General features: G+C 36.4%; 25 protein-coding genes and 1 pseudogene. 10 read left to right on the top strand and 16 right to left on the bottom strand.

Annotated features, from left to right (window positions below):
- Positions 1–49 precede the first annotated feature (49 nt).
- The 3 genes from M2369_RS14255 to M2369_RS14265 form a co-directional block, all read right to left on the bottom strand.
- Positions 50–1,183, bottom strand: a complete 1,134-nt coding sequence (locus tag M2369_RS14255) for a response regulator aspartate phosphatase (protein ID WP_096881305.1) — start codon at positions 1,181–1,183, stop codon at positions 50–52.
- 104 nt (positions 1,184–1,287) lie between these two features.
- On the bottom strand, positions 1,288–1,725 hold the full coding sequence (locus tag M2369_RS14260) for a GNAT family N-acetyltransferase (RefSeq protein ID WP_045035281.1): 438 nt from the start codon (positions 1,723–1,725) through the stop codon (positions 1,288–1,290).
- A 74-nt stretch (positions 1,726–1,799) separates the two neighbouring features.
- The gene (locus tag M2369_RS14265; protein WP_160757969.1) at positions 1,800–2,960 is read right to left on the bottom strand and encodes an MFS transporter; all 1,161 of its coding nucleotides are present in this window, start codon (positions 2,958–2,960) and stop codon (positions 1,800–1,802) included.
- A gap of 112 nt (positions 2,961–3,072) precedes the next feature.
- On the opposite strand from M2369_RS14265, the gene M2369_RS14270 reads away from it, so the two are divergent.
- Entirely contained in the window at positions 3,073–3,978 is a 906-nt protein-coding gene (locus M2369_RS14270; protein ID WP_310503997.1) for a LysR family transcriptional regulator, read from the top strand.
- 16 nt (positions 3,979–3,994) lie between these two features.
- Positions 3,995–4,558, top strand: a complete 564-nt coding sequence (locus M2369_RS14275; RefSeq protein ID WP_259254719.1) for a GNAT family N-acetyltransferase — start codon at positions 3,995–3,997, stop codon at positions 4,556–4,558.
- 4 nt (positions 4,559–4,562) lie between these two features.
- Here M2369_RS14275 and M2369_RS14280 read toward each other — a convergent pair whose 3' ends face one another.
- Positions 4,563–5,087 carry a DinB family protein gene (locus tag M2369_RS14280; protein WP_259254721.1) on the bottom strand — a complete coding sequence of 175 codons (525 nt, stop codon included), beginning with the start codon at positions 5,085–5,087 and terminating at the stop codon, positions 4,563–4,565.
- A 192-nt stretch (positions 5,088–5,279) separates the two neighbouring features.
- Here M2369_RS14280 and cuyB point away from each other — a divergent pair, with 192 nt between their 5' ends.
- Together cuyB and M2369_RS14290 are read left to right on the top strand one after the other, a co-directional pair.
- A complete protein-coding gene (gene cuyB, locus M2369_RS14285; protein WP_047945578.1) occupies positions 5,280–5,978 on the top strand; it encodes a cysteate racemase in 699 nt (232 codons plus the stop codon).
- Between the two features lie 23 nt (positions 5,979–6,001).
- On the top strand, positions 6,002–6,877 hold the full coding sequence (locus M2369_RS14290; protein WP_008348346.1) for a LysR family transcriptional regulator: 876 nt from the start codon (positions 6,002–6,004) through the stop codon (positions 6,875–6,877).
- Between the two features lie 30 nt (positions 6,878–6,907).
- Here the strand turns inward: M2369_RS14290 and M2369_RS14295 are convergent, their stop codons facing one another.
- The 5 genes from M2369_RS14295 to catA form a co-directional block, all read right to left on the bottom strand.
- Positions 6,908–7,741: an SMI1/KNR4 family protein gene (locus M2369_RS14295; RefSeq protein ID WP_259254727.1), complete on the bottom strand. Its 834-nt coding sequence runs from the start codon at positions 7,739–7,741 to the stop codon at positions 6,908–6,910.
- Positions 7,742–7,851: 110 nt separating this feature from the next.
- The gene (locus M2369_RS14300; RefSeq protein ID WP_160757922.1) at positions 7,852–8,025 is read right to left on the bottom strand and encodes a RapH phosphatase inhibitor; all 174 of its coding nucleotides are present in this window, start codon (positions 8,023–8,025) and stop codon (positions 7,852–7,854) included.
- A 287-nt stretch (positions 8,026–8,312) separates the two neighbouring features.
- The gene (locus M2369_RS14305) at positions 8,313–9,194 is read right to left on the bottom strand and encodes a hypothetical protein (RefSeq protein WP_259254729.1); all 882 of its coding nucleotides are present in this window, start codon (positions 9,192–9,194) and stop codon (positions 8,313–8,315) included.
- A gap of 56 nt (positions 9,195–9,250) precedes the next feature.
- Complete coding sequence (locus M2369_RS14310) at positions 9,251–9,742, bottom strand: hypothetical protein (RefSeq protein ID WP_056407879.1); 492 nt, start codon at positions 9,740–9,742, stop codon at positions 9,251–9,253.
- A 507-nt stretch (positions 9,743–10,249) separates the two neighbouring features.
- Positions 10,250–10,912, bottom strand: coding sequence for a type A chloramphenicol O-acetyltransferase (catA, locus tag M2369_RS14315; protein ID WP_216894929.1), 663 nt, complete (start codon positions 10,910–10,912; stop codon positions 10,250–10,252).
- A gap of 610 nt (positions 10,913–11,522) precedes the next feature.
- On the opposite strand from catA, the gene M2369_RS14320 reads away from it, so the two are divergent.
- Together M2369_RS14320 and M2369_RS14325 are read left to right on the top strand one after the other, a co-directional pair.
- Positions 11,523–12,029 (top strand): hypothetical protein, encoded by a 507-nt coding sequence (locus tag M2369_RS14320; RefSeq protein ID WP_259254732.1) that lies wholly within the window; start codon positions 11,523–11,525, stop codon positions 12,027–12,029.
- Positions 12,030–12,075: 46 nt separating this feature from the next.
- Complete coding sequence (locus M2369_RS14325) at positions 12,076–12,264, top strand: hypothetical protein (RefSeq protein ID WP_045035248.1); 189 nt, start codon at positions 12,076–12,078, stop codon at positions 12,262–12,264.
- A gap of 543 nt (positions 12,265–12,807) precedes the next feature.
- Here M2369_RS14325 and M2369_RS14330 read toward each other — a convergent pair.
- From M2369_RS14330 to M2369_RS14345, 4 genes and pseudogenes are all read right to left on the bottom strand, one after another.
- A complete protein-coding gene (locus M2369_RS14330) occupies positions 12,808–12,969 on the bottom strand; it encodes a RapH phosphatase inhibitor (RefSeq protein WP_142154801.1) in 162 nt (53 codons plus the stop codon).
- On the bottom strand, positions 12,959–14,077 hold the full coding sequence (locus tag M2369_RS14335; RefSeq protein WP_216894925.1) for a response regulator aspartate phosphatase: 1,119 nt from the start codon (positions 14,075–14,077) through the stop codon (positions 12,959–12,961). The genes M2369_RS14330 and M2369_RS14335 overlap by 11 nt, the downstream gene beginning before the upstream one ends.
- A gap of 226 nt (positions 14,078–14,303) precedes the next feature.
- Positions 14,304–14,441 (bottom strand): annotated as a pseudogene (locus tag M2369_RS14340) (CatA-like O-acetyltransferase); the annotation flags it as partial.
- 127 nt (positions 14,442–14,568) lie between these two features.
- The gene (locus M2369_RS14345; RefSeq protein ID WP_216894923.1) at positions 14,569–15,399 is read right to left on the bottom strand and encodes a sialate O-acetylesterase; all 831 of its coding nucleotides are present in this window, start codon (positions 15,397–15,399) and stop codon (positions 14,569–14,571) included.
- A 250-nt stretch (positions 15,400–15,649) separates the two neighbouring features.
- On the opposite strand from M2369_RS14345, the gene M2369_RS14350 reads away from it, so the two are divergent.
- Together M2369_RS14350 and M2369_RS14355 are read left to right on the top strand one after the other, a co-directional pair.
- A complete protein-coding gene (locus M2369_RS14350; RefSeq protein WP_047945567.1) occupies positions 15,650–16,096 on the top strand; it encodes a MarR family winged helix-turn-helix transcriptional regulator in 447 nt (148 codons plus the stop codon).
- Between the two features lie 32 nt (positions 16,097–16,128).
- Positions 16,129–17,073 carry an acetyl-CoA carboxylase carboxyltransferase subunit alpha gene (locus M2369_RS14355; RefSeq protein ID WP_259254737.1) on the top strand — a complete coding sequence of 315 codons (945 nt, stop codon included), beginning with the start codon at positions 16,129–16,131 and terminating at the stop codon, positions 17,071–17,073.
- A gap of 378 nt (positions 17,074–17,451) precedes the next feature.
- On the opposite strand, the gene M2369_RS14360 is transcribed toward M2369_RS14355, so the two are convergent.
- From M2369_RS14360 to M2369_RS14370, 3 genes are all read right to left on the bottom strand, one after another.
- Positions 17,452–18,036: a DUF3102 domain-containing protein gene (locus M2369_RS14360; RefSeq protein WP_259254738.1), complete on the bottom strand. Its 585-nt coding sequence runs from the start codon at positions 18,034–18,036 to the stop codon at positions 17,452–17,454.
- Between the two features lie 296 nt (positions 18,037–18,332).
- On the bottom strand, positions 18,333–18,899 hold the full coding sequence (locus M2369_RS14365) for a type II toxin-antitoxin system PemK/MazF family toxin (RefSeq protein WP_045035238.1): 567 nt from the start codon (positions 18,897–18,899) through the stop codon (positions 18,333–18,335).
- Between the two features lie 8 nt (positions 18,900–18,907).
- Positions 18,908–19,072: a hypothetical protein gene (locus M2369_RS14370; RefSeq protein ID WP_169744074.1), complete on the bottom strand. Its 165-nt coding sequence runs from the start codon at positions 19,070–19,072 to the stop codon at positions 18,908–18,910.
- Between the two features lie 1,258 nt (positions 19,073–20,330).
- Between M2369_RS14370 and M2369_RS14375 the strand changes: the two genes are divergently transcribed.
- Positions 20,331–20,876 carry a hypothetical protein gene (locus M2369_RS14375; RefSeq protein WP_259254743.1) on the top strand — a complete coding sequence of 182 codons (546 nt, stop codon included), beginning with the start codon at positions 20,331–20,333 and terminating at the stop codon, positions 20,874–20,876.
- Between the two features lie 21 nt (positions 20,877–20,897).
- Positions 20,898–21,221, top strand: coding sequence for a hypothetical protein (locus M2369_RS14380; RefSeq protein WP_259254744.1), 324 nt, complete (start codon positions 20,898–20,900; stop codon positions 21,219–21,221).
- Positions 21,222–21,236 lie beyond the last annotated feature (15 nt).

Consider the following 21,236-nt stretch of genomic DNA (forward strand, 5'->3'; position numbering starts at 1 on the left):
ACTCACAACACTTATCACACTCATCACCACGAATACAATGGATACAGTTTTAAATTTCATATAGACAGTCACCCCGCTTTACTTGAACTTGGAAATAAAGAATTTTTTCATAAAACAGCATTGCCTTGTCTTTATCTCCCAATTCATTATAATATTTTGCGGCATCTTTTGCTAAGTCTTCAAGGTCAGGATACATGGACTTCATCTCTAACCATTCTGAAATTTGTTCTAGTTGTTCAAAATTGTTGTCAACGTATAGTGATTTTAAAAACGTAAAGATACGTAACAGCACATGATCTTTCAGTTTTTCAGATAGTTCTATTCCGCTATGCAAAGCATACGTACCTAAATCCTGTTCGTTCTTTTTAAAATAGGCTTTTGACAACATCACGAGAGGGTCTAAAATCCGATTTAAATGCTCGTAGCCCCGCTCTTTAAATGCTCGAATCGAGTCATTAAAGTGAATAATTGCTTGTGCTAGGTCACCATGATGAAAATAGCTCAACCCTAAATTATAGAGCGCTGACCCTTCTAATCTTTTTGTTGAGTGATCGGCAACTTGTTCTAGTGCGCGTTCAAAATGTGGAATGGCTTTTTCGGGACAGCCCATATCGATATAGTTTAAGCCAATGACAAAAGAACATTGAATTTCTCTAACTGTGTATGTATCTTTTTCTCGGTAACATTCTATCGCCTGTGCGATATGGTGCATGGACATGTGGGTTTGTTTCATGTGGTAATAGATTTCAGCCATTTTGTAATTGAACTCGGCACGTTCAATATCGTCACTTACAAGGGTTAACTTTTTTTCTGCCCGCTTATAGAAGGTAATCGCATTTAAGTATTCGTAGTTCTCAAATTCATACATGCCGTAGAAAAAATTGAAGTAATATTCTAGCAATCCTGTTAATTTCTCTTGATCTTTTTTTATCTTCACTGCAAGTTCCCTGAAGTTCGCTCGTTCTTTCCCATTTTCTAAAGGATCCAAGTAATCTAGCATTAATTTATGTCTGAACTCCATGAGTGAGAAATATAATAATAGATCCTGATTTTCTTCCATATCATCAAGCATCGATTTGATTTCTTCTTTATACGCCTCGGCATCAGGAACATTAAATCTTTGAATATGATAATACCATTCATTGATTTTCAAGCCGACGTGAGAAGAAAGTACTTTTTTCATCCACCCCTACTCCTCCCTCTATTTTCCCTATAATGACATATATTATCATTTTATAAATCTTTCGACACCGAAAATAAACCGCAAAAAAGCCCCTTGTAAAGGAGCTAAAACATAAATGATCTTTCTTCATAAACAAGAACCCAGTATTCCGCCCCCGGTTCTCCTTCTTCTACCACTGCCTTCCAACCTCTTTTGTGATAGAAAGATAAAGCCTTGTGATTTTCGGAGACGCATTTGAGGGTGACCGGTGTTCCTAGAACTTCTATAGCATGTTGAAGCAATAGATCTCCAGCCCCTTGACCAGCCGCATTTGGATGGACAAACAAGAGATGAATAAAACGATCTGGTACATAGAGAGAAATGAAACCAAGGATTTTACTGTTCTTCTCGACTAAAAAAATTTGTTCCTCCCGGGTATCCTGATCAAAATCATGCAGATTTATTTCTTCCGTATGGAGCCAGTGAAAACTTTGCCGGCGGGATTCGAAATAAATGTCTCTTAATTGTGGATAGTCGATCGTTTTTGCTTCTCGTATAAGCATGTGAATCCCTCCAATTTCCAATTAAATAGGGCAGCATCTAGACATGATGACCGAAATGCTTCCAGCGAGTAAAATTATGAGCTGGATCCTTCTTCACGTTTTCCCCCTAACTTCATAGATAACTGAACACCAATCATCAGCATCACGATGGCGAGCATTGCGAAAATAGCAGCTTGAAAATGTCCGCTGATATCGAAAATCAAACCGATTAAAAATGGACCAAATCCTCCCATGATGTACCCGCCCATCTGTGACATCGCTGACCATGTACCGGCTTCTTCTGGCGTACGCGTTTCAATAATAGGCAGCATAAGCGCCAAAGGAAATAATCCACCTGCTCCAATCCCTAGAAAAATAACAGCTGGCAGGATCGGCATTGGCAATAGAAGGAATATGAGGCCAATCAGCTCTGACAAACTGCATAAGATCAGAAATAATTTCGGCTTTCCTAGACGATTGACGATGTTTGGAACGAGTAATGCCACCGGAATCTGAATGAGTGTAAATATCGTAAGCAGCATGGCGGCATACTGCGGACTATTCCCAAAATCAAGCGCAATGGGTGAAATCCACGCTGTTAACGAATAGAACATGCTAGACATAAAGCCAAAGAACAAGGTGAATTGAATGGCTTTTTTGTTTCGCAGCGGTAATCTCAGCGGCACGTCTGCAAGATCCGCTTGTTGGTTTTGACGAGCTAGACCGAGCCATAAAATCATGGCAATAACGCCTAAAATCGCCCAGCAGGATAACGCAAGTGGAAGGTTATGCTCACTGCGAAGGTAAATCGGAATGGTCAAGCCCGAAGCAAGTGCAGCTCCAACTGTCATCGATATAGAGTACACACTGACAATCCCAGGACTTTTCGGGAAATACTTTTTAATAAAACTAGACAACAATGGTCCGGCAAAACTAATTCCAACTCCTCCTGCAAAAGCAGTCGTTAGAAGGATGGTAACCGTTTGACTTGTACCACGCAGTCCAGTCGCAATTGTGATAAGAAAAATCGAGAAAAAAAGGGTTCTCTCTAATCCAAACCGTCGGCTTAGTTTCGTTGCTACAGGGGCAAACACCCCCATGCACAAGACCGGCAAAGTGGTTAAAAGACTTGCCGTGAGTGCACTAACGCCAAGGTCTGATTGAATCATGCTCATCATAGAAGCTACGGATGTAATAATTGGGCGCAAGTTTAAGGCAGCTAAAAATAAAGCAGCTAAATAAAATATTTTTTTTATCAATACTCTTCTTCCTCTCTCATCTTGTTGAGGTTACTATGAGTATAAATCCGCTTCATTCATTGATCAATACAATAATTCGTATTATGATGATAGGAAAATACTATCATTAATGAAAGGATGGCATATGGATACTCGTCACATTACCTATTTTATGGCTGTATTCGATCATTTACATTTCACAAAGGCTGCAGAGCAACTAGGTATATCACAGCCTACATTAAGCCAACAGATTCAGCTGCTTGAAGCTGAAGTTGGGATGCCGCTTTTTGACCGAATCGGTAAAAAAGTAGTTGCAACTGAAGCTGGTACGCTTCTTTATCAATATGGCATGAAAATGCTTCAGGCTGAACGAGATGCCAAAAATGCTATGAAAGAACTGTTATCTGAACAGCGGGGCACTGTTCGGCTTGCCGTCCTTCCCTCTGATCTTGACTTTCAGCTTGTTCCGCTTTTTGTAGAATTTAAAACGCTGTATCCAGAGATCAACCTAAAGGCTTTTTCGACCATCTTTGTTCGTGACGAGGTGCTCTCACATAAAGTCGATATCGGAATTGGGCTGCGCGGGCCTGCGGATAAACGACTGATTCAAATTCCACTTGGCGATGAGCCCTACGAATTGTTTGTTCATTCAGACAGTGAACTGGCAAAAAGGCGTGAAGTGACGCTAAATGAGCTGACAAAGCATGCACTGGTCATGTATCCAAAAGGCTATCTAGGAAGAGATTTGGTCGATGACGTATGTAAAGAACACGGTTTTGAATTGGACACGGTCATGGATGTTGGGTCTGCCACTTCATTATTGCAGCTGGTTGAAGCCGGTATCGGCGCCACCATCCAGCCAAGAGGGCTGTTAAAGCAACATTCAGCATGGCCTAATATTGTCTCTATCCCTATTTCTGCCCCTGCTCCTGTTCGGCATCTTGAATTAACGTATTATGCCGATCGATTTGTGACCAAAGCGCAAAAACAGCTATCTGAATGGCTAATAGACTTTTTTAAATCAAGAACAAACTAAAAAGTGAGGGTAACACATGAAGAATGCAAACAGCATATTTACAAGAACAAACCGGGTTGTGATTCGTCAGTTTGATCAGCAGGATATTGAAGCATTTTATCAATACCGATCAAATCCCTCTATTGCCACATTTCAATCTTGGGAAAACTACACGCACGAAGACGCTGAATCATTTGTTCAACACCAAATGACGCAACAACCTAATCAACCAGGGACGTGGTTTCAATACGCGATTGCCTTATCTGAATCCAATCAGTTGATAGGAGATTGCGCCATTCATACACTCGGCAGCGAGCCTAGAATCGTTGAAATAGGATTTACCCTAGCGCCTGAATTTCAAGGAAAGGGCTATATTCATGAAGCCTTGAATTCAATGATCGAATATATTTTCACTACACTGAACAAGCATAAAATCATTGCCTTTACAGATGTACGAAACGAAAAATCCATTCGAGTGCTGGAACGTTTAGACATGAGGCGCGAAGGACATTTGCTACAAAATTATATGTCAAAAGGACATTGGGTCGATGAGTATCAATATGCGATTCTTCAATCCGAGTGGGACTCGAAGCGTCATTAATCATTTATTTCCTATTCAAAATCCCTAAATAAGCGCTCCACGATCCTACATCGGTTCGATATCGTTCCGCCATGACCCGAACAATTTGGGAAATATGGGTGAAATCATGGACAACCCACGCAGAAAGTAATTCGCTCACTTGCACGACGCCGAATTCTGGATGGACGCCCTTTTTCTCTAGATCAAGACTTGAATGTGTCATACGCTGAATGTATGCCACATTCTCCATCCGCACATGATGAAGCTCCGCTAGTGCTTGTTCTATCTGTCTTTCAGTTTGATTCAAATGGGAGTAGCGGTCAAATGCAGGAAATGGGGTATTCTCTCCATCAGCAAGAATGACATTTAATCGGGGAATCCAGTTGAATTTCTCTGCTTCAATCAAATGTTCAATGACTTCAACGGGATTCCACGTTCCCTCCCCTTCACGACTGTGAAGCCAATCCTTCGATAAACCTGACAAAAGACTTTCTAATGTACGAGGAGTTCGACTCAACATATCTAAAGCTTCATTCAAATTGAAATTCATATGGCTGCTCCTTTATCAATTTTTCTTTATTCTAATGTTTTTTAATTAGATTGCAACTCATACCGCAAAACAGATAAAGAAGAAAATAAAAGGCGCTTTTGATCAACCTTCTATATACAAATAGAACTTTTCTATAACACTCACCATCCTTTCTTTTTTTATAATAGAAAAAAATGAAATGTGGTGATAGTGATGTCTACAACGATTGGGATTATGGGTGGTATGGGCCCTTTAGCGACGATTGATCTGATGAAAAAAATCATCTCTCATACACCAGCTATTAAAGATCAAGATCATCTCCATGTAATTGCTGATAATTATCCGCAAATCCCTGATAGAACCAATGCCATATTTGGGAAAGGCGAAGATCCTACAGAATATATGATTGCATCAGCTAAAAGATTAGAACGCGCAGGAGCGGACTTTATTCTGATTGCATGCAATACCGCTCACTTCTTTTTAGAAAACGTACAACAATCCACTCATATCCCTATCATGAATATGCCATTAGAAACCGCAAAGCACCTGAACAAACATCACTATACGTCTGTGGGCCTACTATGTACTGATGGCACATTAAAAACCCAGCTCTATCAAAAGGCTTGTGCCCATCACAAGATTGATGTCATGACTCCTAGTGAAACTCTTCAGAAAAACGTGATGAATGGGATTTATGCCGTGAAAGCAGGGAAATTGAGTAAAGGCGAAAGTGAACTGGCGTTAGCTGCAGAAATTCTAATCAATCAAGGAGCAGAAGCTATCATTGCCGGCTGTACAGAAATTCCTTTAGTTCTAAGGTCAACCAAAGCTGTGAAAGTGATTGACCCTACTGTCATTTTGGCGAAAGAAGCTGTAAAATTAGTGTATGAGCTTGAAAAGCTAAACATTTAAAGAACGTCATATAAGGGGATAACATGAATATTGAGAATATAGAAGCGTTTATTTATGTATGCCAGCTAGGCAGTATCAATAAAGCTGCAGAAGCACTGTATTTAACCCAGCCTTCTGTTTCGGCACGTATTCAATCGTTAGAAAAAGAATTAGATCTGAAATTATTTGATAGACAGAGAAATAAATTATCTCTGACGGAAAAAGGTGAACAGTTTTACCCGCATGCCAAAAAGATTCTCCATTCTTATCAAGAAGCAAAGCATAGTCTCAAACAAACGATGATCCCTTATGAATTGACGATTGGATGCGCATCCTCTATTTCCAATAATCTATTGCCTAACATATTGCCCGCCCTAAAAGAAAAATACGAAAACCTGAAAGTGAAAATTGTAACAGGACATTCAAAGGATGTTGTCCAAAAAGTGATTAACAACCAAGTAGACTTTGGCATTGTCAGGACTGAAACACATCCTCAAATTGAATCCATCCCGATTTTCAGCGATCCAATCGGGCTGTTCGTCCCAACTCATCACCCGCTCGCCAGCCATGGCAACATCAATATGAAAGAACTAGAAGAACAACCTTTTATTTTCTTTGACTATGGGTCATTTGATTGGTTGATGCTCCACCGATTATTTCAAAAAAACAACATCACACCGAACATTTCCATTGAGGTTGATCATATGGAAACTGCAAAAAATTTGGTACTGCAAGGAATGGGACTATCGTTTCTTCCTCATCATTGTGTTAGAAATGAAGTAAAACAAGGAACATTAAAACAAATTTCAATCGATCCATCTATCAATTTCAACATCAATATTGAGTTTATCTATAAAAAGGGAAAATCCAAATCCGTTTTCATTGATCAGCTCAAACAATTTTTTCATGAATTAGATTAAAAAAAGCCCTTTTTGGGGGCTTTTTTTCTTTCACTGTCGTTTTTTCACTGGATGAATGTCCCCTCCCAAAAAGGCGATATTCGGATCTCCACTATTTTCTAGAAATTCAGCCATTTCTTGCAGCTCTTGATTGATACGGTCATTCCTTGGCATATCTGGGTTTAACAGAAGGTTGGAGTGAATAGCAGTAGCTGTTTCATACAAGACATGTTGATCTTTTATCTGTTTGATGCACTGTTTCATGCGCATGAAAAACCATGCGATCTCTTCAATGTCTTCCATCGGATAATGCGCTATTTTGAAGAGATTCTGCTGACGAAGGTCTCCTCTCTCAAAAATGTGTTCAAGCTCTTCTTTACTGATATATAAATCCGAAGCTTCCTCCTCAATCTCTATTACTTCAACCATGGCGTCGTCAGCTGTATATAACCGCTCAACAAATTCATCGAAACTATCTGCCAGCTTAAAATCTACTTCCAGCTCTAAATCGAAATAGTGAATAGGAGGATGTTCTTTCGTTTCTCGGTAATCCATGGCGATCCATGTATCTTCTTCCCCGCTGATGAAAATAAGTCCCTCGGGCAGCTCCAATTCATCACTTAACTGAGCGCTATTCATAATTCCATCATCTTTGGCGATTCCTCTTAGATGGTCAAATTGAACATGATCCTCTGCCCATGAATTCGGCCGTTCGGTTGGAAAAGCATTACGAACTGTAAAACCACCATTCCATTCTAAAATGAGTTTTTTGTATGTATCAGGTAAAGTGACACCAAGCGTTCCCTCTGCTTCACGAATTTGTGCCTCATCTATCTTTTCTAACGTAAAAGGACTCTCTTCTTCTTTCTCCCAGAATGATTTCAAAGTGGATGCCTCCTCGTATCTATCTGAGATAAGTATAACATTGACCAACTGTTCATTTACTCATTCTACTTCATAAAAAAACAGACTCTTAAAGTCTGTTTTAATCTTGTCTATGCGTTTTCAGAAGTTGTATTTCGATCAATCATAGTCGTGTTTCGATATGATTTTTGTTCCTCCATTGTTGTATTCCGAATTGATTTCGTTTCAATGATTTTTAAAGTTTCTGCTGTTGAAACACTTAACAATACAATGGATACAATGATTAGGAGTCTTTTAATCACCATACAGACACTCTCCTTTTTGAATATCATTTTGAGCTTTAAGAGCCTTTCTATTCTGCTACTCTTTCCAAAAAGAAACCGTAAATAAAGAGCTCCCTCTCAGGAGCAGTGTGCTAAATACGCTGTCATAAACCATAACTCAATGGACTACTTGTGTGTCTGATTTTCTTCTAATAATTTTATAATCTTTTCATTAGATTGTTGAATATTTCTCAAAATCGATACCATGTTCCCTGTAAATCCTATCAATATAATGAATAAAATAATGATCATCCACATAAAATTGCCTCCTATGGTTGAATTAACGTTCTAATAGAAGAATAGCCTCTAAAATTAACTTCCTCAAATTTAGTACTATTATCAAAAGGTGCAGGAAAAGCAATGACTTGAAAATTCTTTTCCTTTTTCACTTTTGGCAATTTTATTTGATAAACATTTGTTTTTTCACTTTCTACAGATACATACATCACAGGTTTTCCATTGAATTTTTGTTGATCGAATTCCGAGAATGCGACTAAAGCATAATTCATTTTTTCTTTACTTGTATTATCCACTTGGAGATAGACCGGCATTTGACTTTTTGAAGTATACAGCACTTTATTTGAAACCTTTCCTGAAGCCATGAAAATTTCTTCTCCAGTTAATTCATCCGTTTTATATATTGGAGAAAATTCACTTCTAATATGATGAGATGAAGCTTTTTTTGTAATGAATCGCATAATATAATTTTCTTGTAAACCTGTCGCTATATCTATATGACTATCTTTCAAATGATACTTTGCTTCGGGAACAATAATAAACGCTATTTCTCCAACATCTTTTGGTAATGTCGCTTTGATTGGTAATGTCATCACCTGGTCTTTAGTCATCTCAAATGTGTATGATTTAGCTGGTCTATGATTATCTGCAGAAAATGCTATTTGATTAAAATTTGCTAGTAAGAATAACGTGTACTTTCTATCTGCATCTATGTAGTGTGAGAAGGAAAGAACTTTGTTCATTTGGTTATTCTTAATCAAACCGATATCTAGAGTATCAAGAAGCTTCCCCTCAGGTTCATACATACCATATGATACGGTCTCCGTTCCTGGTCCAGTAACATCCAACATTTCATCATTATAGTCTATATCGCCAGAGACTTTTCCTTGTCCGACAAATAAAATAAAAGTCATTAGTAATACGATGAAAATGGTTATGAATAAAATTGTTCTATGTCTCATCACGACTATTAAATTTTAAAAGTCTTTTGGCGACTAACAGTTTTATAACCACTATCTTTATATAAAGAGTTTCCAATCGCTTTACCTTTACATCCCCAACCACCATCAACACCACCGGCAGCATTCGCTCCAGCATAATTTGATTTCTTCGCAGAATCGGTCTTGCTTTTAGAAAGTCCTCCATCTCCTCCATATAGTCGTGATTTTGCTTCTATATAATCAATTTTACCCTTTGACTTCGCTGTCGTTAACATGCTGTAGTTACATTGAAATATCTCGCCAATCAATCCACCAGTTTTTCTTAGTTTCCAATTCGTAACATAGTCAGCTTTTGCCGATTTTTTGTTAGTTGAATGCGATACAGAATCCGTTGAAGTATCCTCTGCAATTGTTATCCATTCAGTTTCATTTTTCTCAACAGTAGTTGCTGAAACAGTTGCAGGGAATATCGTGCTAGCTAAAAATATTGAAGACAGTAATAATGTATTGCTTTTTTTCATCATGTAAACCACCTTTATCAATTTTTAGAGTAAATACATATACATTTAATTCAATATAATGATTTTAAGATAGAGTGAGCATACATTTTTTCACATCCGACAAAATCACTGCTTTCTTCTATAAGAATCTCCCGCCCTTTTTACAGTTTCAAAATATTCCATTACTCCGTAGTTCATCACCTATCATTAATTAATTTAGAAGCTTACATGACAAACACTCAGAATCATTTTTCAGGCCTACTACTCTTGAAGACAGTTTCAAGCTGAAAATTTCTATACCCCTATCCACACTCCATCAATTCCCTCTATATTACATTTATTATCACATAATGGAATTTATAAAACACCGAAAAGAAACCGCAAAAATAATTGAGAAACAAAACATGATTGCCTTATTTGCAAACTAATAACTTCTTCATCACACAACAAATAAGCAGACTCGTTAAAGTCTGCTTTATGCTAACTTCTATAAACCATTGGAAACCTCTTGCAAATCACTCCTGACATTCAGGACATATCCAATGAATCGTCTAACCACTCTTCACAATGTTCAATAAGCCACCTCAAATATTCCACATATTGACCGACATGATAGCCATCACAAACAGCATGATGGATTTGAATCGCGACTGGCAAGGTGATTTTTTCTTCTTTCATCTTAAATTGACCTAACGTAAATATTGGTAGTAAATAAGTTATATCTGTAGATACATTAAGGTTAAAAGAAGTAAAATCAATCCACGGCAGACTTGAAATATTGAACATGTTTTCTGGCATATGAGGTTTCGGAAATAGGTTGTTACTTTTGCTGTAAGTGTCCATGTCCGCTACACAGCTTTTATAAAACCGAGCAAAGTTTTCGTCATAAGGCGTCCAGATACTTGAAAATGTCTTTGTTTCTTTATTTAAAATCGTATAACTAGGATTGAGAATCTCCCAGTAACCAAGTGCATCGTTCACTTGATCCATCCGAAACTCAGGAATTTGCTGCACAGCTCTTGCTAACAAATAAATTTGCACAGGATATACTTTTAGCCTTTTTTCTTTTAATATTGCATACAATTTTGTGATGTCTAGATCGATCACCAGACTATATGTGCATCGGGTTACCGTCATATAATGATGAAAGTGCTCTTTTCTCGGATAATTTTCATCTATTTGTTTAAACATTTTTTATCCCCTCCTGAATGTAATTGCTTGTATTCAGGAGGAAGCTTTATCTGTTTTTACCACCACAATCATCCTTTCAACCGGTAGGTTATGTTTCTGTCTACCACTACTCTAAGTTATAACGTTTTCATTCAATGGCTACCATAAGCTTAGCCTACGATAAAGCCTTCAGCAATTCTTCTTAAGTGATCTTGACTAACGTGAACTTTTCTAGTGCTCTATATCTTTCTCAGCTTACAAAGAAGATATAAAAATCCTGTAATTATTAACGATATACTGTATTCACTTCTATTTTTTCTGTAGAAGCTATTTATCCTCCTCTTCTTCTTTAATATTCCCCTCTGGTATTTCTTCGTTTTTAAGAGCAAAAAAGATATTCCTTTTTTAGATTCTACGAATGATTTAAATTCTTTGCTAGTCATGTCTTTTCGTAATTAATATGTATATTGTACCATTCTATCCTATAACAAATAACCTATTTACTTCATTTATTTACAAATGATAACATTATTTAGAAAAGGAAGAATATTTCTAACAACTAAAACAATTATTGAATTATTAATTACGTTGAAAGCTTAATCTAAAAAATATTCCAAAGTAGGAGCTTATTATGGGAAAATCAAGTACTTCCAAAGGTTTAATATTATCAATGGTTGCAGGAATTTCTGTTTTTATACTCTCACCTTTTGCAGAAGCAAATGCATCTAAAGCTTTTGAGAAAGAACAGTTCTATTCTTATTCATTTGTAAAATCTTCTTTTGATCAAGCAAAAGAGCCTACAATAGATGAGATAACACAGTATTGGAATTTAAATGAAGTAGAAACAGAAAAGTTCAAAAAAGCAATTAAAGGAGCTCAATCAAAAACAAATGGAGAAGCTATTACACACGGTAAATTCACATGGGCTATAAAAGCAATAAAAGAAGCTTATGACCAATTACCTTCAAAACTGAAAGTAATGATAGGCGGTGTTACAGGGTTAGAAACAATTCTAATAACTATTGAGCATTATACAGGCACTCTTGAACATGGTATTTATTTAGGTGCTCTTAAAGTTACTGGAAGTGAAAATGCAGCATGGTGGGTTGCTAAAACCATCATGTTGTTCGTTTTTTAAAATGAACTAAAACACAATGCTGAAACAATAAGGAGGTGCTTGGTTAATGACACAGGAAAATAAAGCATCCAAAAGTTTGTTAATTACTTTACCCATCGCTATTATAGCTGTTGTCTTGATTTTAGGGAAAATTGATACACCTGTAACAAATATTTTATTTTATGTAGTAGCTTTCGGTGTAATGGGTTTAACTGTTTCAAGCTTAGTAAAAGACTACAAAAAAAAGAAAGATTGATTCTGTGCAGAGAGCCACTTTATGTAGCTCCCTGATTAAGAAAAACAGGTCAACGAACCACCACCTATTTTATTGTTAAATGGTGCACCTGTAAAAGTAGTGAGTGAAAGACTAGGATACAAAAGTATAAAAGTAACGCTTCAAACATATGCTCATGTACTAACTTCAACAGGCCAACAGATAGCTGATCAAATGGACGGCATTTTAAATTAACCACACTATATTTTCAGTGTGGTTTTTATTTTGGTAATGTTACCTTTTTCTTTTTGGTTTTAAAAATACAAAATCCACTCTCGATTATCTCGAGAGTGGCTCTGTATCAACATCTATGATTCCGACTGGCTCGAACCAGCGAACTCTATCCTGTCAAGGTGAATGACCTCATCTGAAGCAAACAGACCTTCCCTGAAAAAGGCTGATTTAATAAGGTTCTATGATGAGCCTTTCTGATAAAAAATGTGCATTTCTGAAGAGAGCTGAAAGGGTTCGTCCCCAATCCGTCCCCATAAAAAACAGACCATGCAGGGTCTGTTTTAATTTTGCCTATACGTTTTGAGAAGTTGTGTTTCGATCGATCATAGTCGTGTTTCGATCGATTTTTTGTATTTGTATCGATGTTGTGTTTCGATCAGTTGCAATAGTGTACACTCCTGCAGCTGCAACCACTGTAAGAGCAATCATCGTAAAACCCTTCTTAAAACTCATACAAACAATCCCCTCTCTGAATTTTGAGTTGTGTTTCTAATACCTTTTGATAAGCAGCTGTTGCTTCTTCAAATTGACCTTTTTTCCCATACTCATCTGCATACACTATATAGCATGCCTCAGCGTAAGCGAAAAGCTGTTTCTGTTCTAGATACTGAAACACTTCGGCCAGCTGCTCCTCATTTATATTATTAACATAAACCGCTTCTAAGAAGGTAAATAGATTTTCATAAAGCTTATTAGGGGCTTCCTCAAGTATATTAGTTCCTTGTTTTAAAGATGCTTCTCCTTCTTTAAGTCTTCCTGCTTTAAATTGCGTACAGCTAATCGCAAAATACAATTTGGTAAGAAGCTCCGAATCATCATCTGCCTTTTGAATAGCCTTCTCAAAATAATTGATAGCTTCATCCCATTGACCGTCTCTATCAAATGTATGGCCAATGTTCAAAAATGCTTTAGTTAGGATTTTTTGATCTCCAATTTCCTCTGCAATTTTAATTGCATTCTTTAGATGAGGAATTGATTTATCATGTCGAGCCAAATCATCATAATTTCCTGCTATGACAAATAAACATTGAATTTTTCTTACTTTATACAGATCATATTGATCGTAGATTTCCAGAGCTTTTAAAATATGATGCATCGAAACGTGGGTTTGTTTCATAATATAATAAGCTTCAGCCACCTTGAAATGAAATTCAGCTTGTTCAATTTCATCTATAACTAGCGTAAGTTGTTTCTCCGCCATTTTATAGTATTGGATGGCCTGTACATATTCTTTTATACTGAACTCGTACATCCCACGAAAAAAAGCGTTGTAATACTGCAGCATGCCGGACAATTTATGATTGGAGTTTTCTATTTTATCAACTAAGTCTGCAATGGATAAAGAGCGTTGATCAGAGGGTTTAATATAATCAAGCATAAGCTGATGACGAAAGCACATCAATTGATAGTAAATCAGTAAATCCTGGTCTTCTTCCATTCGTTCAATTTCTTGTTCTACCTCAGCTTTCAAAATCTCTGCATCTGGAACACTAAATTGACGAATCATTTTATACCATTCATTTATTTTCACACCAACATGTGAAGAAAGAACCTTCTCCATCCCCTTACTCCCCTTCCACAAGATTGCCTTATATTACATTTATTATGACATACAGAAATTTACATGACACCGAAAAGAAACCGCAAAAAGAACCATTGTACATCAATAAACCTTTGGCACATGTCTTTATCATCACAAAACTAAAAGGCAGACTCATTTCAGTCTGCCTTCATCTTCTAGATTTCCATGAGAATACCTTTTGTCTTCAGGTAATTTGCATTGAATCTAGCCTTTTTTCTTTTAATATCGCATACAATTTCGTGATGTCTAGATCGATCACCAGACTATATGAGCATCGGGTTACCGTCATATAATGATGAAAGTGCTCTTTTCTCGGATAATTTTCATCTATTTGTTTAAACATTTTTTATCTCCTCCTGAATGTAATTTCTTGTATTCAGGAGGAAGCTTTATCTGTTTTTACCACCACAATCATCCTTTCAAAAGATATATCATGTTTCTGTCTATTCAAAGACTACCATGACCTTTACCTACGTTAAAGCCTGCAGCAACTCTTCGTAAGTTATCTTGCCCAACGTGAATTTTTCTAGTGCTATATATGTATTCTCCGCTGAGGTATTCATTCTATTATGACAGTCATTCACTAGCTCATGTTCATTTGGTAATGGTTCATGTATATGTTCTGTTTTTCGACATGCTTCATAGTATCTTATACCAAATATTCTTTGGGACAACGCATTAATGTGAATTCCGTCCGGATTAGGTATAAGGCCTTTCGCGGTAACATAATAACAATTTTCATGATGATTTGCATATTTTTGTAGTACCTCATTGATCAGTTGATATTCCACACATCCTGCGCCAAATGCTGTCTTTCCTAAGAAATCGCCCAAACCACCTATCACAAGCGGAATGTTAGGTACAGATAATTCAGTTCTTAGCTCATGAAATAATCTTCGTATTTTTTCATCGTATTCTTTGTATTTCCCATCTTGGCTGTCACTTTCTCCTTGATGCCATAATATCCCGGCCAATTCGCTATCTTCCTTTGCAAATGTAGCTTCATTTATTGCATGACGAAATAATGCCCCATCTCGTGACCACTCATCAATGGAACTGCCACCTTCGGCACATGGAATAAGACCAATTTTTTCTCCCTCATGATCCTTACACCAAGTCTCCGCGAAGGAAGCCGCCAGTCCTACACCAGCTACCGGCCTATCAAAATGAATCGGTTCAGTCATCATTTGCCACCTACCATTTCGCAACATCATGATTCTTTCATTATAAATTGGTGGCACTTCATGCTTAAAGCCTCGACCTGCCATATTAGATTGTCCAATTAGTAAAAATGACTTCATATTTTTCTCCCCCTCTCTTTATTTTTCATATTTTTGTTGAAAGAACAGTAAACAGCAATTACTTAGGGTAAGATCCTGATGCATCTATCAATCAGGTGGATCGACTATGATCAATCCACTTAAACCATTTTAACAAGAAGAAATCTCTTGTCCATGTTGTCATATGGGCTTACGTTAAACTTGTGAAAAAAACATATTCATGTATAATACAATTGATGTATCATACATGAATTTTAGGAGGGTGACCTTTTTGAAAAGAGAAGATGCCTTAAAACTAAGATCAGATATTAAGAAAATGATTATAATAACTGGGGTTTTTGAATCTCAAAATTTGCCCAATGGACCATTTGAAAAACCTCTACCAACTTCTCAAATGATGGCGTTAGAGGAAATAGAGATGGAAAAATTAACTGTTTGGCAACTATCCAATAAACTTAGATTAGAGACTTCAACTGTAAGTAGATTGGTAGATAAGTTAGTAAAAAAGGGACTTGTTTATCGTGAAGTAAATGAAGAAAACAGAAGAGAACTTTTTCTGCACCTCACAGAAAAAGGCCACATTACTGTTAATCGCTTAAGAGAACAATCCCTTACATTTTATCAACGTATCCTCAATAATTTATCAGAATCAGAACAAAAAATAGTTGTGGATGGTTTTGAATTATTTATTGATTCTATTTCTAAGTCTTTTGATTAGAGTGAGGTAAATCATACCCTTTGGAGGATAAAATGAGTTTGGATTTTGAACGTCCTATTATTGAATTAAAAGAGAAATTTGATGAGTTAAAGAAAATGATGGAAGAACATAATGTAGATTTATCTTCAGAAATCCATGTATTAGAAAAACGTTTAAATAAAATGCAAGATGAAATTTATTCTAATATTACACCTTTTCAGCGAGTTCAAATTGCAAGGCTACGTAACCGGCCCACGACATTGGACTATATACCTTTATTGTTTACAAACTTTTTCGAACTTCATGGTGATCGATTATATGGTGATGATCAAGCAATGATAGGTGGTATTGCAAGATTTAAAGGAATGCCCGTTACGGTTATTGGTCATCAAAGAGGGAGAAGTACAAAGGAAAATATAGAAAGAAATTTTGGAATGTCACATCCAGAAGGATATAGAAAAGCGCTAAGACTTATGAAACAAGCTGATAAATTTAATCGCCCTATTATTACATTTATTGATACAATAGGCGCCTATCCAGGGAAAGGGTCTGAAGAACGTGGAATTTCTGAAGCGATAGCTCGAAATCTATTTGAAATGACTACACTTAAAGTGCCAATTGTTTGTATTGTAATTGGAGAGGCATCAAGTGGTGGAGCTCTTGGCATTAGTGTCGGTAACCATATCCATATGTTAGAGTATTCATGGTACTCGGTCATTTCGCCAGAAGGAGCAGCATCTATCCTATGGAAGGATGCTAAGTATGCTCCAGAAGCTGCTAAACACATGAAAATTTCAGCAAAAGATTTAAAGCATTTAGGAATTATTGATGAAATCATTCCTGAAATTAAGGGTGGAGCACAAAATGATATAAAATCACAGGCAAAATTGATTGAAGCTGCAATCGAATCATCTCTTAAAAAATTGATACGATTATCCTCGGAAGAGCTTATACAACAGCGATATGAAAAGTATAGACAAATAGAGAATTATAAATGAAAATACTTAAAACCGTATTACATTTCTGAGGATTCTTACTAAAAAGTTCTAAATATTTTGTAAGTAACCTCTTAAACTGGATATGCTGATACTATTAAAAGTGTGTGATCTGTATGGAAAAGGGATTTTTTGATTCTAAAAATACTGAGAAACAATCTGGTGGATAAAGTTCATCCCCAACCAAAAGAAACAGAACAAAAATTCGTTGTCAAAAAAACCCTTGCTAGGCAAGGGTTTCAACGATGATTCCGACTGGGCTCGAACCAGCGACCTCTACCCTGTCAAGGACGAGACACGTTTTCTGACTAATTCTAACACATTCTAAATAATCGTCCCAACCCTTGGTACATAAAGGTTCATTCTATTTAGTTTACTAACTTATACTGAGTGATTCTTATTAGTAAAAACATTTCTTGTGACACCAATGTGACTCGAATCTTCAATCAATTCATCTTGATCCATACTCTTAGCTTCATCTAACTCACGTTCTAATCGCTCTTTATCTTGTTCAGCTTCCTTTAATGCTTTCTTGACTTCACGCAGCTCACGCACTGTCATTTCGTCTACAGTTTTTGTTTCACCTGTTGACGGAATTTGGTGAGATGAATTGATGAATTCTTTTTTGTTGATATTAGATGGTAAAAAAATCAATTGGAATATCTTACTTTGGCTTAAATGTGGGTACGTACCCACATTTGAAAATTCTTCATAAGCTTTTATAAATTTAGACGCATCATGCCTATCCATGTCTATATTCTCTAACCACTTAATCCACTCACCATGAACCAAATCATTCTCTTTCACATGTTTCAACCGTCTACCAATCTCAAATATGGCTTGTCCAGCTACTTGCTTATATGAGTTTATCTCGGCTGTAATGATGTTTAAGTCATTTGAGAATATCTTAGTTTTAAACAACGAACGCAATTTTGCGTCGGTTAAAATTGAGCCAGCTGATGTCATCTCAAATGACGGTAGGTATTTATGAGATCCCCATTGTAGGTTAGTCTAGCTCCTAAGTTCAGCTTAGGCATCTGCTTAATACCCTCATTTTAAATGATAGTGGTGACCGGCATAGTGTTCCTATCATACTGATAGAGTGTCGGTTAAAACTACTCCCTTTTATACCTGTCAAATGGACAGAAATGAAACTAACCTAATTTAGAGTTGATATTAGTTGAATGAGAGCTAAAATCTCGGGTATTAGACAAATAAAAAAGGCTAATTTATAGCCTCCTTAAAAGATTATGAATATCAAATTAAGCATCAGCGTCTTCTACATCCTCATCTATAATCCCTAATGATAAACAGTGTAAAAGATTCTCTTCTAATACTTCCCATCTTTCCTCTTCAATTGTAACTAGTTTCTTTAGAAGTAAACTTTTATGTATACTCGTTGTTTGACTTAGATCGGCATACCTCTCAAGACCATTTTTACCAGGTAGATAAGTATATATGGGATGTTCATCGTCTCTTAAAATAGAATACCAATCTTTATTTCTATCGGCATCTTTAATAGTATAAATAGGAGCAACCAAAATGTATTCGTAGTTTTGGGATTTATTAATTTCGTCTGATGTAATGACTACAACATTTCGCGGCTTCAATGGAACAACAATATGTTGCACTCTCCCTTTAAAAGTCCCATCATTTTGTTTTTCTGGACTAAAATCCCCAATAGAATTGGTGATAATTCCTTTTTCAGGATCTTGTGAATCAGGATAAAAGAAAGAAAGGGGTCTCTTGGCATGAAACGTAAAAGCAGCAAGATATTCCGTTCCCCTTTCAATGCTTGTCCAACTTTTCTTTGAAATAAAATCCGACAACTTTCTAATTACCTCCCGTAAATGTCACGATAAGTAAGTCCAGAAATCCCACGATCCTTTTTTGTTTGTTCATTGGCTTCTTTCCAATCATTTTCAGTTAAATTGGAAAACTTATTTTTAGATAGCTTAGGTTTCTTGACTGCTTTACGTTTAGACACAGTATTGGCGAACATATTTTTGTCCTCCTTTTTTTCACACATGTTAAACACCTCACCAAAAAGATTTCAATGCATTAATTACTGCGCAACCTATTTTTGGTGATCGTACAGTAATTGTAATATAAACAAAACAAGTTAACAAGTCCTTTTCCACTTATTGTAATCATATTCTTATCATCACTATATTATGCTTGCTTTATACACTTATACCCCAAAGAACACTTCTTTATTACAAGTGGCAAACATAAGACCGCATGATTAGTCTTGACTTGTCGTTTGCTTTTTGGCTTGATAGGTTGAAAGCAATGGACAACGGCTGGACAAGTTGTCTGCCTGAATTTGCTTGTAAAAAAATAAACAAACTCAGACAGGCGACTAATCATCTTGATAGTGTATCAAGCTTATGGTATCCGTATGTGTCACCCTATTTGCCGTTGGTTATTCTCCAAACAAACCTACTGTGTCAAGTGTCCCTAACAGTTTCAGAAAGCGCAATTTTGCGCTCTCATACTTGTGGCTTGTCCTACATCGTCAGAAACGATACACCCATCCTTCGTTCAGCACTTAATGGCAGCTTCCGCCTTTCAGATACATGTGCAAATAGGGAAGCACAGTGGTATCCTATCCTCATTTATCGAATCGGCTGAGTCACTACCCTTTCAAGTTTAACGTGTGTTAGCGCATTCCACGACAGTCTTACCCTTAAAATAGGCATCACTAAAGACAACACCTTGATCCAGGAGTATAGACTGATTCTATTTAGTTAGGTGAGGTAAACTTTACTTGCCTTGTAAAATGCACGACCTATTGAATATAAACTAAATTAAGTTAGAATGGGCTGGTATCACGGGCGCGTACCAACCCATCAGATTAGATAGTGCGCCAACACTTTCTAATCAGCTAGAAATGACGATCATGAGCAGTAGGAATAGCCCTAATGTGCTCATGATTGTTACAAATAGTAACTCACCTATTAACCTTACATCTAAAAAGAAATTGAATACAATATTATTGAATTCATTGATGATGTAAAGAATGAATTAAATCAAATAAATAAAAAATTAGATTGACAAGTAGCCACTTACATTGATGTGTAGATGGTTTTTTCATGCGTAAATATGCCCTTTTCAAGATGTAAGAAATTAGTAACACATCGAATTAAACAAAGACAAACAGCATGTGATTTAAAGCCTATTTATTCTAATTTATGTAAAATTAATTCCTTTCTGTGATATCCTCACTATTGAAAAATGATTAGAAAGGAAGTATTCCAATGAAAAAGTTTTTTGTTAAGATGTTGCTAGTTCTCATATCAGCAGCAGTTTTCATTCCCACAACAGCTACATATGCAGCAGAAAAGATCGAACAGAAAGAAAATTTGGCAGTAACTTTCAATCCTACTGAGCTACAAAAACAACTTGCTTTAAGAGATGTACCATTAGAAAAACAAGAAGCCTTGCTTCAAGCATTTAAAGCTATTGAGAATGCTAACAATGATCCACTTGCTACTACAAATGGCCCTAAGGGTGCAGCTATTAAGGCAGCAATCAAAGTAATTAAAGGCTTAGTAAATAACGACTGGGCAAAATGGCTTTTGCAGCAACGTTTTGGAAAGGAAGCTGTAAATGGTACTGTCAAAAATGCAAACAAAATCATTAAAGAATTAGAAAAAATTATTGATACTCCAAAAAATGCAGCTGGTAGGGCTCGAGAGGTTGTTTCTGCAGAGCTTAGAAAACATATAGATGGAGGTGTAGCTGATACAATCGGACTTGTTGTTGAATACATCGTTCTCACTGCTGATTTACTCATACTTTAGGTAAAAGGATGGTGACTATATATGTCACAAAATCAATTCATTCAGTTCCAAAAAGCCAACGGTTTAGACGATGAAGACGTTCAATTCCTTATCACTCTCTCAGGAGCATTTTGCAGTTGTGAAGAGGAAGACAAAAAGGCATATGATATAACAAGGTTAGCGTTCATTAGACACTTTGGTGAGGAATTAAACCTTTCAGATATTGAAGGAAATACTAGAGAAGAATATGAAGAGATCATCAATCAATTTCTAAGCAAGAAGGATAAAAAAATCAATGTGGACGAGCTTTTACAATCTTTTTATGATGCAGATATGATGGATGGATTAAAAAAGAAATTCAATTAACGGCCTTCTCTTGAA

This window comes from Bacillus sp. JUb11, assembly GCF_024807925.1.
GTDB lineage: Bacteria > Bacillota > Bacilli > Bacillales > Bacillaceae > Bacillus > Bacillus altitudinis.